This window comes from Roseovarius sp. CAU 1744, assembly GCF_039839345.1.
Lineage (GTDB): Bacteria > Pseudomonadota > Alphaproteobacteria > Rhodobacterales > Rhodobacteraceae > Roseovarius.
Genome location: NZ_JBDOQV010000004.1, coordinates 335,279 through 347,921 on the forward strand (window position 1 = coordinate 335,279; position 12,643 = coordinate 347,921).

General features: G+C 62.9%; 12 protein-coding genes. 4 read left to right on the forward strand and 8 right to left on the reverse strand.

The annotated features are described in order from the left end of the window. Window positions 1–283: 283 nt before the first annotated feature. From AAFO92_RS10370 to AAFO92_RS10405, 8 genes are all read right to left on the reverse strand, one after another. Window positions 284–1,117: a 3-keto-5-aminohexanoate cleavage protein gene (locus tag AAFO92_RS10370; RefSeq protein WP_347534731.1), complete on the reverse strand. Its 834-nt coding sequence runs from the start codon at window positions 1,115–1,117 to the stop codon at window positions 284–286. A gap of 42 nt (window positions 1,118–1,159) precedes the next feature. Continuing rightward, a complete protein-coding gene (locus tag AAFO92_RS10375; protein WP_347534733.1) occupies window positions 1,160–1,546 on the reverse strand; it encodes a carboxymuconolactone decarboxylase family protein in 387 nt (128 codons plus the stop codon). Between the two features lie 67 nt (window positions 1,547–1,613). Further along, window positions 1,614–3,065: an aldehyde dehydrogenase family protein gene (locus tag AAFO92_RS10380; RefSeq protein WP_347534735.1), complete on the reverse strand. Its 1,452-nt coding sequence runs from the start codon at window positions 3,063–3,065 to the stop codon at window positions 1,614–1,616. Between the two features lie 11 nt (window positions 3,066–3,076). Beyond that, complete coding sequence (locus AAFO92_RS10385; protein WP_347534737.1) at window positions 3,077–3,817, reverse strand: sulfotransferase family protein; 741 nt, start codon at window positions 3,815–3,817, stop codon at window positions 3,077–3,079. Between the two features lie 48 nt (window positions 3,818–3,865). Beyond that, window positions 3,866–4,684, reverse strand: coding sequence for a hypothetical protein (locus AAFO92_RS10390; RefSeq protein ID WP_347534739.1), 819 nt, complete (start codon window positions 4,682–4,684; stop codon window positions 3,866–3,868). After that, window positions 4,678–5,322, reverse strand: a complete 645-nt coding sequence (locus tag AAFO92_RS10395; protein ID WP_347534741.1) for a DsbA family protein — start codon at window positions 5,320–5,322, stop codon at window positions 4,678–4,680. Before AAFO92_RS10395 ends, AAFO92_RS10390 begins: the two co-directional genes overlap by 7 nt. A 35-nt stretch (window positions 5,323–5,357) precedes the next feature. Further along, window positions 5,358–6,437, reverse strand: a complete 1,080-nt coding sequence (locus AAFO92_RS10400) for an aromatic ring-hydroxylating dioxygenase subunit alpha (RefSeq protein ID WP_347534743.1) — start codon at window positions 6,435–6,437, stop codon at window positions 5,358–5,360. Further along, window positions 6,434–7,321 (reverse strand): MurR/RpiR family transcriptional regulator, encoded by an 888-nt coding sequence (locus AAFO92_RS10405; protein WP_347534745.1) that lies wholly within the window; start codon window positions 7,319–7,321, stop codon window positions 6,434–6,436. The genes AAFO92_RS10400 and AAFO92_RS10405 overlap by 4 nt, the downstream gene beginning before the upstream one ends. Window positions 7,322–7,392: 71 nt before the next feature. Here AAFO92_RS10405 and AAFO92_RS10410 point away from each other — a divergent pair, with 71 nt between their 5' ends. From AAFO92_RS10410 to AAFO92_RS10425, 4 genes are read left to right on the forward strand one after another with little or no spacing between them, the layout of a single operon-like run. After that, window positions 7,393–9,852 (forward strand): FAD-dependent oxidoreductase, encoded by a 2,460-nt coding sequence (locus AAFO92_RS10410; protein WP_347534747.1) that lies wholly within the window; start codon window positions 7,393–7,395, stop codon window positions 9,850–9,852. Next, the gene (locus AAFO92_RS10415) at window positions 9,849–10,934 is read left to right on the forward strand and encodes an alcohol dehydrogenase family protein (RefSeq protein WP_347534749.1); all 1,086 of its coding nucleotides are present in this window, start codon (window positions 9,849–9,851) and stop codon (window positions 10,932–10,934) included. The genes AAFO92_RS10410 and AAFO92_RS10415 overlap by 4 nt, the downstream gene beginning before the upstream one ends. Then, window positions 10,931–11,521 (forward strand): dimethylsulfonioproprionate lyase family protein, encoded by a 591-nt coding sequence (locus tag AAFO92_RS10420; RefSeq protein ID WP_347534751.1) that lies wholly within the window; start codon window positions 10,931–10,933, stop codon window positions 11,519–11,521. Before AAFO92_RS10415 ends, AAFO92_RS10420 begins: the two co-directional genes overlap by 4 nt. Further along, window positions 11,518–12,642: a mandelate racemase/muconate lactonizing enzyme family protein gene (locus AAFO92_RS10425; protein WP_347534753.1), complete on the forward strand. Its 1,125-nt coding sequence runs from the start codon at window positions 11,518–11,520 to the stop codon at window positions 12,640–12,642. Before AAFO92_RS10420 ends, AAFO92_RS10425 begins: the two co-directional genes overlap by 4 nt. Window position 12,643: the final 1 nt, after the last annotated feature.

Here is a 12,643-nt window from a genome sequence, read left to right on the forward strand (position 1 = left end):
TGTCAACGAATGCGCCATGTGTTAAATCGTTGTTAGGCGTGTTGTGACGTTTAAATCACACACTCCTGCAGAGGCATTTCCGCCCACGCCTCCAGGCAATCGGGTTTGCGCCTTGTTTTAATGGGTTTTTGCGTCATTTCACCCCCGCTGACAAACGCCGGCGTGGCGCACTGGTCACGTTTCGAATTCCGGCTCAGCAATGGTTTGGACGTTGCGATTTGGTCACAGCGCGAAGGACCGGAGAGAATCGGTTTCGGACCGGATCCCAGGCACCCGCAGCCGGTCAGGCGACCGGTGCCAGCCCCAGAATGGCGCGCGCCTGGGCCACGGTTGCAACCGGACGGCCATACTGCCCGCATAGTGCCGCGCAGCGCGCAACCAGCGCCGCGTTGGACGGCGCCAGGGTATGACGGTCCAGCCGGATATTGTCCTCTAGCCCAGTGCGCGTGTGCCCGCCCGCCGCGATCGACCATTCGTTCACCGCGATCTGGTTGGGACCAACGCCCGCCGCGCACCACTCCGCCTTCGGTGCGCGCTCCTGCATGAGCCGGACATAGAAATCGAACACTTCCCGATCCGCCGGCATGGCGTTCTTGACGCCCATGACGAACTGCACATAGAGCTTGCCAAAAAGCACCCCCTCGCGATGCAGCCTGATGGCATGCAGGATATGGCTCAGGTCAAACGCCTCGATTTCAGGCGTCACTTCGTATTTGCGCATTTCGCCGGCCAGCCAGGCCACCAGGTCGGGCGGGTTTTCGTAGACCCGCGTCGGAAAGTTGTTCGACCCGACGGATAACGAGGCCATGTCGGGCCGCAAGGACAGCATCCCGCCGCGTTCCGCACCCGCGCCCGAGCGCCCGCCGGTCGAATACTGAACGATCATGCCAGGGCAATGTTTGCGAATCCCCTCCCCCAGCCGGGCAAACCTTTCCGGGTCGGAACAGGGCAGGCCCGCATCATCGCGGACATGGCAATGGGCAATCGCGGCGCCCTCTTCAAACGCCGCATGGGTGCTCTCGATCTGCTCGTCGACGGTCACGGGCACGGCCGGATTATCGGCCTTGGTCGGGACCGATCCGGTAATCGCGACACAAATGATGCAGGGTCGGGTCATGACCGGTACGATAGCGGGTCGTGCCGCCGCTGTCGAACCGGATCACCCGTTATGCTCTGCCAGTACCTTCTTTGCCGCCCGGAAACATTCCAGCGCCTGCGGCACGCCGCAATAGATGCCGACCACATGAATGATGGCCCGGATCTCATCTTGCGTGACGCCGTTCTTCAGCGCCCCACGGCAATGAATCTCCCATTCGTGCATTTTCCCAAGCGCGCCGATCATCGCCAGGTTCATCATGCTGCGGGTTTTCGGCTCGATCACATCATCGCCCCAGCCAAAGCCCCAGCACCACGCTGTCATCGCCTCCTGGAAGGGGCGGGTAAACTCATCCGCCGCAGCCAGGTTGTTCTCGACATACGCCGCCCCAAGCGTGGCTTTGCGCTGTTCGAGACCCTTCAGGAACAGATCTTCGTCGAATATACTCATCTTGCGTGCCTTTCACTTGCCGTTGGTTTCCTCAACACCATCTGCCGCCTCGCGTTCCAGCACCGGGTTATCGCAGCGCGATGGCGACATTCTTGGTCTGGACATAGTTCCACAGCGCCTCGCGGCCCTTTTCGCGGCCGTAACCGGATTTGCCGTAGCCCCCGAAGGGCGTTTCGACCCCACCCGCAAACCACTGATTGACAAAGACTTGCCCTGCCCGGATCTGCCGCGCGGCGCGGGTGGCGCGATCCAGGTCGCGGGTAAAGACGCCGCCGACAAGGCCATATGGTGTGCCATTGGAGATACGGATCGCATCCGCCTCGTCCCGGAATTTCATGACCGACAGCACCGGGCCAAAGACCTCGTCCTGTGCGATCGTCATCTCGGGCGTCACCTCTGACAGCACCGTCGGCTCCAGGAACGCGCCGGGGATGTTCATCGCCCTTCCGCCCGTGGCCACCCGCGCGCCCTGTGCCTCGGCCTCGGCCACCATTGCGGCGGCACGGTCGCGCTGCGCCTCGGACACCATCGCGCCCATATTGGCGCCCGCTTCCGCGCGCTCGATCCCGGGCCCGACCGACAGCGATCTGGCGACGTTCACGGCCCGCTCCACAAGCTCGTCGTGACGGCTTTCATGCACGATCACCCGGCTCATCGCCGAACAGACTTGCCCGGCATTGAAATAGATGCCCCAGCGAATGTCATTCTCGAACGCCTCCAGATCCGCGTCGTCATGCACGATCGCCGCCGATTTACCGCCCAGTTCCAGCACGCAGGGCACTACATTCGCCGCCGCCGCCGTGGCGATCGCGATCCCCGTGCGCACCGAGCCGGTAAAGACGATCTGGTTCACCTCCGGGTGCGCGCTCAGCGCCGCTCCGGCCTGATGGCCCCAACCGCACAGGATATTGACCGCGCCTGCGGGCAGGCCAACCGCCTCGGCCGCATGCGCGAACCAGGCATTGCTCAGCGGCGTCAGTTCCGGCGTCTTGATCACGCAGGTATTGCCGGTCGTCAGAGCGGCGGAAAGCGACCGCGCGGTCATCTCCATCGGATAGTTCCACGGGATGATCTGGGCCGAAACCCCATAGGGCTCGTTGTCGGTGAAGTCGAAATACCCCGAACCCAGCGGAATCGACCGCCCTTCGACCGTTGACGCCTGGTTGCCGTAATATTCGAAATAAAGCGCCGCACCGTTGATTTCTTTCCTGGCTTCCCACAGCGGCTTACCTTGTTCAAGGCTCAAGAGGGCAGATATTTCATCAATATTATCAAGCAGGTATTTGCCCATCGCCTGCACAATCCGCCCGCGTTCGATCGGCCGCATCGCGGTCAGAACACCGGATTGGTGTACCCGTCTGGCGGCGCTTACGGCGCGGTCCACATCCGCCTCATCCGCCAGCGCATGTTCGGCCAGCTTTTCACCGGAACCAGGGTTGATGACATCCAGCCGCCCGGCGCCGCCATCGGTCCAGGCGCCGTCGATATAGTTCTGCCAATAGAGTTTCACGTCGGGCATGTCACGGCCTTTCAGATTTGGATTCGATGTTCGTAAAGACGGTCATAATGCGGCTTCATCCGCCGGTACACCTGCTGTACGCGCGGAGGTGTATCGGCCAGCGACACATATTTGCGTTTCTGCGGTTTCAGCCCCGTGGACTGCGCCAGGTTGGCATGAAACGATCCGCCATCCCACCAGCTATGCGCCGACGGATCGCCCCCGGGTTCCCAACTGAGCGCCTCGGGGATGAACGGAATATCCACCGCCGCGCAGAACGCGCGGGTCATGTCATGCGGATTTTCCAACAGGTCATCGCTGTCGATCACGGGCGGCGGGCTGCCATTCAGCGCCCAAAGCAGGTCGAACAGCGCGCGCTGCTCGGGAAACCCGACCTCGCCCTCGTGGAAATCTGGCCATTTGTGGTGCATCGATGTGATGGTCTTGGCCGGGTCGCGGATCAGGAAGGCATGGGTAAAGCGCGATAGAAACGCCGCGTCCCACATATGATTGATGTAATGGGGAAAATCCTTGATGAACACCGGTCCCTTCGCGGCCCGGTTCTGGATGTCCTGCCAAACGCTTTCAAGCGTGAGCCCGGGCGTGGTGACGGCACCCGCGGTAAACCGGTGCCAAAGCGGCGCTTCGCCCTGATACCAGGCCTCGCCAAAAGGTTCGTGCAGGCAATCCAGATCGCCGCGCTGGCGCATCATCCATTCAAAGGCGGTGGAGGTGGACCGGGGTACGGCCCAGAGGGCAACGATCTTGTGCATAAACACCTCGAATTGGAGTATTTGGGGAACGATGAAAGCGCAGGCCGGTCATAAGCTGTCCAGCAGCCGGCCCTGCGGAGATGTCGGCGCAAGGCCGAGGGATTTGAAAATGCGCCAGTACAGCGCGGTGTCATGGCCGATCACCGGCTTGCCAAGGGCGGATTCCAACATCGGCGTCAGCTGCAGCGGCCGTTGCGGCAGGCCACCGGGACCCGACCGGAAATTGCACATGCCGTTGATCAGGTAGGCATCGGCCCCGGGGGCCCGTTCTGCCACGTATTCAAAGCTTTTCAGTGCCAGATCGCCGTCGAATATCCAGCGGCATTCGTTGATCGCCTCCTGGCTCTCGAACCAGCCCTGGTCGTGGAAATTACCGGCGTAGAGCACATCGAACCCCGCCTCTTGCAGGAAACCCACCGTGCCCTGCCACCATTCGGGCCAGTGATACGCGGCGTTGAGCGCGACCTTCTCGACATTCATCGCCCTCAGTGCCTCGACCATCGCATAACCGGCCATGTGAAAGCGGATGCCGTAACGGTCGGAAAGATCCTCGCAATGCTGGCGGATACCTTCCACGCCCAGCCCGCTGGCATGAACCCAGTTCGAACCCACCTGCCCCGCGACATCGACACCGTTGCGGGCCATGCAATGCACGAAATCCTCCATCATCCCGAAATTCTGCTTCCGCTGATCGAGCCCGTGCGCGTAATCCGGCACGTGCAACATCCAGCCATGCACCCCCACCGTTTCGGGGGCCATGCGCAGAAAATCCGACGGCGCCGCATCGTAATCGAAGGGCGGGCAGGTAAAGCCCACCTGATGGGGGAACAGCTTGTGTTCCGGCCGCCATTCCTCGGGCATCAGCATGTCAGATCTCCCTTGTTTCTCATCCGCCAGACCAGCTGGTCAAACCGGTCCTGCCCGTAAAAGGGTTCGCCCCGGTAGACCATCAGCGGCACACCCCAATGACCCGCCGCCAGCATCGCCTCGGCATTGGCGTCCAGATCGGCTTTCGCGTCATGCCAGGAGGTGTTCGCCAGAACGTCATCCAGGTCGAGACCTGCGGACGCCATCGCATTTGCCAGATGATCGCCCTTGTCCCAGCCCGGCGCGGACCCGTTCCAGATCATGCGGCCCACCTGGTCCAGAAAGGCCAGCCCCCGGCCGGCCCATTCGGCGCCGACATAGAGCCGGTTGAGCATCCGATTGAGCGGTTGATCCTCTTCGGCAACCCACAACGATTGCGGCTTGAACGCGATGGGCGACGGATCGGGATAGGCGTAGGGCAATCCGAGATACGCCGCCGTGCGCGCGGCATCGGTTTCGAAATAGCGCTGCTCTAACGTGTCCCGGTCACGATAGCGCTCGGGCAGGCGGACCACCCCGCCCAGAACCGGACGGACCGCAACTTCTATCCCCTGCCCGGCCAGGCCAACCAGCCGGTCAAGCAGGAAATAGCAATAGTCGCTCTGCAGCGAATAGAAGATATCGACCCGCCCCGCCATCTGTGCGCTAGGCCGCCCTTATCCGGGAAATCAGGTCAGCCATCCACCGCCTCGCGCATCCAGCGTTGCAGATGCATCACCGAATGTTCCGAGTTCACGCCGCATTTCGGGTCCAGCACCAGCGGGCCGGGGCGGTAGCCGCGGGATTTCAACCCCTGCTGCACGGATTCGACCAGGTGAATGTCTTCTTCGACCGTGGTTGCCCGATCCTGCACCGCCATCCGGCGCACGGTCTCGTTATCCTCGCCGCCGATCGAGTACCAGCCGCGCCAGACCACCACATGATCGGCATCGACAGCGCGCCAGTGGTAGGTGTTCAGCAGGTTGCCGGGGTAGACCTGAAAACTGAACATCGGCCAGAGGAACCAGCTTGAATATTCCTCGTTATGGGCAAAACCCGAATTGATGTCATAGGTCATCTGGTCAAGCGCGTTGCACTCGGTCGTGTGCCGCAGGCAATAGCCCTGGGGCTGGATGTCATAGGTTTCGGGCTTGATCACGCCGGTGGAAAAGGTCGGGTGGTTGAGGCTGCAATGGTAGCATTCCGAGTAGTTCTCGACCGAAACCTTCCAGTTGCAATTTTCCGGGATTTCCACCCATTCCAGCGGCTTCAGGTCAGCCCAGTTGGGCACGAAACTCTCCAGTTCGGTGCGCGCATTGGGGAACCATGCGTCCATCGGATCCGCATCCGGGTCGAGATTGACGAAGATAAACCCAAGAAATACCTCGGTGCGCACCGATGTCAGGCAAATGCTCGATTTATCAAACCCCTCCACGGACTTGATATTCGGGCCCGCGCGCAGTTCTCCGGTCAGCTCATAGGTCCAGGCGTGATAGGGGCAGACCACGACGCGGGTCTGACCGCTGCCCTGGACAAGCTGATGTGCCCGGTGCTGACAGACATTGTAGAACGTCCGGATCTCGCCGTCGCGACCACGCACGCAAAACAGGCTCTCGCCGCCCAGATCGAATGCGAAGTAATCGCCGGGGTTTTCCAGCTGGCTGGCATGGCCGGCGAATTGCCAGGTGCGGGCCAGGAGCCCGGCGCGTTCAGCCTCGAAGATGGCGGGGTCGGTGTAGTAGCGCGCATCGAGAGAGCGGATAGGGTCGCTCATTCGTATTCCTCCTGGTAAATGCCTAGCTGGTGGCGGCGTTTGTGGAATTTCTCAACCCTTTCCACGATTTCCTCGCTGGACACGGCGATAACAAAGCTCAGCAATGTCTCCAGCAGCGCGATCGTCGAAACCGATGAGGGAAAGAATTGCGGCGTGTCGGCAGCCACCACGAAACCATGCTGCGCCGCCAGGATGATCGGGCTGGCAGGGCTGTCGGAAATCGACACAACGGTAACCCCCTGCTCGCGGGCGATGCGCACCGCCTCGACCACTTCGGCACGGTAGGGATGGCAGGTAATCGCGATCAGCACATCTCGCTCGTCCGCCCAGGCCAGATCGTCGGTCGCGACAGAGCCCGAACGCGGGATGGTGTGAAACCGAGTCATGCCGGTGCTGGCCAGATAGGTGAAATTGCGGGCATTGGCGTTGTTGACCCCCACGCCCATCACGAACACCTGCCGTGAATTCCAGATCGCCTCTGCCGCAGTTTTCAGCGCCTCGGCACTGATCCCGGCAAAGGTCTCCTCGATATTGCGGATGGCGGCGGCCACCTGATCGGCATAGAGCCCGCCCAGATCGCCGGATTTGCGCACATCCTGCAGCCACCGCACCCGATCCGGATAGCTGACCTGGCCGCGCCTGATCGCCTCGCGGAAAGGTTCGCGAAAATCGTCATAGCCCTCGAATCCCACCTGCCGCGCCATGCGGACAAAGGTGTTGGGCTTGACCTTGGCCGCCTCGGCGATCTCGCGCACGGTCGAAACCCCCACATCTGCCGGGTTTTCAAGCACATAGCGCGCTGCCTTCTGCGCCTCGGGCGTCAGGGCCGACCACTCTTCGGTCAGGCGCTCCAATACGATTGATTGTACATTTGTATCATTCATGATTGACGATGGTACATATGTTCGATTAGCGTGTCGAGGAAATTTTCGACTCAGGCCACAGGAAATTCGACATGTCTGAAAAAACGTTCCCCAGCCACGCACGCGTGGTCATCGTTGGCGGCGGCGTCATGGGGGTGGGCCTTGCCTATCACCTGGCGCATGAGGGCTGGGGCCCCGAGGTCGTTCTGCTGGAAAAAGCCGAGCTGACCAGCGGCAGCACCTGGCACGCGGCGGGCCAGATCACCCATTCGACCAGCAGTTTCGGGCTGGGGAAATGCGTCGACTACAATATCGGGCTCTATTCCGGCGGGCTTGAAAAAGAGACCGGCCAGGCCGTGACCTGGCACGGCTGCGGTTCGTTCCGCCTCGCCTATACCGAGGACGAGATGGACTGGCTGCGCCACACGCTCAGTGTCGGCCGGTCCCTGGGCTTCAACATCGAACTCGTGGGGCCCGAACGGGTGGCCGAGCTGCATCCGTTCTACAACCTCGACGGTGTGCTTGGCGCGCTTTACACGCCCGATGATGGCCATGTTGACCCGACAAACGTGACGATGGCGATGGCCGCCGGCGCCCGCCAGAAAGGGGCGCGAATCATCCGCAACTGCCGCGCTACCAACATCACCCAGGCCGATAACGGCGAGTGGGTGGTCGAAAGTGAAAAGGGTACGATCACCTGCGAACACGTGGTCAATGCCGGCGGCACCTATGCAAGGCAGATGGGCGAATGGTCCGGCCTGCAGCTGCCGATGACCTCGATGACGCACCATTACTTCGTCACCGAACCGGTGCCGGAATTCGAGAACCTCGACCAGGAGCTGCCGGTGATCCGCGACGACCGCAAGGTGTCGGGCTATATCCGCATGGAGCAGAAACGCGGCCTGATCGGGATCTACGAAAAGGAAAACCCGAATTCGGTCTGGCATGACCATTGCCCCTGGGAATACGAGAACTGGCTCTTCGACGCCGATTACGACCGGATCATGCCGTGGCTGGAGGAATCGCTGAACCGGATGCCGATCTTTGCCGAGCTTGGCATCCAGCGCGAGGTGCATGGCGCCATCAGCCACCCGCCCGACGGCAACCCGCTGATCGGCCCGGCGCCGGGCGTCAGGAACTACTGGTGCTGCTGCGGCACCCAGATCGGCATCGGCTGGGGCCCCGGCCTGACCCGCGAACTGGCCCGCTGGATGGTGCATGGGGCCGCCGATATCTCGATGCGGGAATACGACCCGCGCCGCTTTGGGGATTACGCGAAGAAAGACTGGCAAGTCATTAAGGCGGAAGAAGATTACTGCCTTCGTCATGAAATCCCGTTCCCGCATTTCAACCGGCTTGCCGGCCGCCCGGTCAAGCCCAGCCCGCTCTATGACCGGCTGAAGGACAAAGGCGCCGTTTACGAAGAGGTTTTCGGCCATGAACGGCCCCGCTGGTTCGCCAAGAATGGCGTCGAACAACGCGATCACTATTCCTTCGGACGCAACGTGGTGCATGACATGGTCGCGCTTGAATGCAAGTCCGTGCGGCAAGATGTTGGAATCATGGATATTTCGGCCTTTACCAAGATCGAGGTGACCGGCCCCGGCGCCGCGGCGCTGCTTGACCGGCTGGTCGCCAACAGGCTGCCGCAAAAGGTCGGCGGCATCGCGCTGACCCATGTGCTTAACCGGCGCGGCCGGATCGAACTGGAAACCACCATCGTCAAGTTGAGCGATGACAGCTATTATCTCGTTTGCGCAGCGTTTTTCGAACAGCGCCTGTTGGATCACCTGAACCAGCACCTCGCGGGAGAGGACGTGCAGATCATTCTGCGCTCCAACGATTGGGCCGCTCTCGCTCTCAACGGCCCGAAGGCCCGCGAGGTTCTGGCCCAATGCACCGATGCGGACCTGTCGAATGCCGGGTTCCGCTGGCTGACCGCGCAGCAGATCACCGTCGCGGGTCACACGCTTTGGGCCTTCCGCATGTCCTATGCGGGCGAACTTGGATGGGAGTTTCACATCCCGCGCGACAGCGCGCTGGCGGTCTATGACGCGCTCTGGGCCGCGGGCGAGGCACATGGCATTGCCGATTACGGCAGCTTTGCCATGAACGCGATGCGGATGGAAAAAATGTTCAAGGGCGCGGGAGAGCTGACCAACGAGGTCACCCTGCCCGAGGCCGACGTGATGCGCTTCGCCCGGCTGGACAAGGAGTACCTGGGCGCTGACAAGACCCGTGAAAGCGCCGAAAAGGCAGAGGCTGGCACCATGCCCTGGGTCTGCGCCTATCTGGAGATCGAGCCGGATGGCGACCATGACGGCCACGGCGGCGAGGCGGTCTTGCTGAATGGCGAGGTCGTCGGCTCGACAGCTTCTGTCGCGTTCGGACACACGGTCGGCAAGATTCTGGCGTTTGCTTACATCAAGCCGCGCGCCAATGTCGCGGGCACCGAGGTGGAGGTTGTGGTGGCGGGCGCGCCGCGAAAGGCCCGTATTCTTGATGCGCCGGTTTATGACCCCGAAAGCCTGAAACCAAGGACAGACGGATGAACGACATACCCAAGACGATGAAAGCGATGGTGCTGAAAGGGCACGGCGACCTGGACGCCTATGAATGGCACGAGGACTGGCCGGTGCCCGAGGTCGGGGCCGATGACGTATTGATCAAGGTGGCTGCCTGCGGGCTGAACAACACCGACGTCAACACGCGCTCGGGCTGGTATTCCAAGGCCGTGGACGATGCCACGACCGGCGGCGCCTATGACACGGTCAATGACGAAGATCCCACCTGGGGCGGACGGCCGCTGACCTTTCCGCGCGTCCAGGGCGCGGATGTGGTTGGCCGCGTGGTCGCCGTGGGGGCCAACGCGGATGCCCGCCTGATCGGCAAACGGGTGATGGTCGACGGCTGGCAGCGCGACTGGTCCGACCCGGACAACATGGACAAGACAGGTTACTTCGGCTCGGAACGTGATGGCGGCTATGCCGAATACACCACGGCGGACCGCCGCGACGTGGCAGTTGTCGAAAGCGATCTCAGCGATGCCGAGCTGGCAACCTTCCAATGCAGCTACGCCACCGCCGAGGGGATGCTGGTGCGCGCGGGCGTCACCGCCGAAGATACCGTGCTGGTCCCCGGCGCATCGGGCGGCGTGGGCGGTGCGCTGATTCAACTGGCCAAGCGGCGCGGCGCCCGGGTGATCGCCATGGCGTCCGAGGCCAAACACGCCGATGTCGCCAAATCGAACCCCGACAAGATCCTGCCCCGCGCCCCGGAAAACCTGCGCGCGGCGCTGGCGGATGAGAAAATCACCGTCGTGGCCGATGTCGTCGGCGGCGACTACTGGCCCAACCTGATCGACATTCTGGAACGGGGCGGGCGCTACACCTGTTCCGGCGCCATCGCCGGGCCGATGGTCACGCTGGATCTGCGTACCTTCTACCTGCGCGACCTCACCTTTACCGGTTCCACGGTCAACCCGCCCCATGTGTTCCGCGACATGGTAAGCTATATCGAACGCGGTGAGATCAAGCCGGTGCTCGCTGCCACTTACAAGCTGGACGAGCTGCGCGAGGCCCAGGCGGCCTTTATCGCCAAGAACCACACCGGCAATATCGTGGTTGTCCCGTGACGGCCAAGGCGGCGCTCCACAGGCTGCTGGACGCGGCCCGCGACTGGCACGGCGCCTTGCCCTCGCTGCGCGACTTTGCGCCCTGGCCGGATGACCTGACCTATGTGGAACGGGCGCCCAATCCACTGCCGGTGATCGCGCATCTTATGGCCGATCCAGGCGCGGCAAGCCCGGCCAGCCTGCCGTTGCGGGACGCGCTGGTGGGTGCGGCACCCTATATCGAATGGCGCCACACCTATACCGAGGCCGAGGTTGGGCGCGACTTCCTCGACCGCTATGGTTGGTTCGAACTGGCGGGCCCCTACGGGCATTTCACCTCGCAGCAATGCCGCCTGACAGCCGCCTATTGGGGCCCCAATCTGAATTATGGCTGGCACCAGCACGCGCCCGAGGAAATCTATTCGGTCATCTCCGGCTCTGCCCTCTTCAAGTTAGACGGCGAAGAAGATCAGCGGCTGACCCCGGAACAGACCCGCCTGCACGGCAGCAACCAGCCCCACGCGATGGACACGGGCGAACAGCCGGTCCTGACCTTCGTCATGTGGCGCGGCGAGGGGTTGGGCGACGACCCGAGGATGAGCGCATGAGGATTGCCCGGATCGACATTTTCCAGGTCGACCTGCCCGTGAAGGGGGGCGTTTACCGCCTGTCAGGCGGACGTCAATATACCGCCTATGACGCGACAATCGCACGTGTCACCACCGCGTGCGGGCGCATCGGCTGGGGCGAAAGCACGCCGTTCGGGTCCACCTATGTTGCGGCCCATGCGGGCGGCACCCGCGCCGCGCTTTATTTGCTGGCCCCTGCGCTGATCGGCATGGACCCGCGCCTGCATGACCGCCTCTGGGACCGGATGCGCGAAACGCTGCGCGGCCATCGCGACGCCCGCACCGCGCTGGACGTGGCCTGTTGGGACATCGCTGCGCAGGCGACGGGGCTGCCGCTCTGCGATATGCTGGGCGGGCGCATCCCCGGACCGGTACCGGTGATTTCTTCCATCGGCGGCGACGCGCCCGACGCCATGCGCGCCAAGGTCGCCGCTCACCGGGCACAGGGCTTCCTGGGCCATTCGATCAAGATCGGCGCGACCGAGGCCGAAGGCGGGCCCTCGCTGGACGCCGAACGCATCTGCGCCTGCCTGGCCGACCGGCAGCCCGGCGAATGGTTCCTGGCCGATGCGAACAACGGCCTGACGCCGGAACACGCGCTGAGAATGCTGGCGCTGTTGCCCGATGGCCTCGATTTCGTGCTCGAGGCGCCCTGCGCCACCTGGGCCGCAACGCAATCCCTCCGCGCCCGCTGCCGCGTCCCGATCCTGTTGGACGAACTGATCCAGTCCGAGGGCGACCTGATCCAGGCCATCGCCAACGATACCTGTGACGGCGTCGGCCTCAAGGTATCGAAACAGGGTGGGATCACGGCGATGATCCGCCAGCGCAGCATCGCGGCCTCGGCAGGCATGGTCATCTCGGTTCAGGATACGGTCGGCAGCGAAATTTCCTGCGCCACGATCCTGCATGTCGCGCAATCCACCCCCCGCCCCTTGCTGCGCTGCGCCCTCGACCCGCGCGCCATGGTGGATATTTCTGTCGCCACCTTCGACGCGCCGGTCGTGGCGGGCGGTGCCGAAGCGCCCGATTTGCCGGGCCTGGGCGTCACCCCGGATATGGCCGTTCTCGGCGATCCCGTCGCCAGCTTCGGGGGGTGAC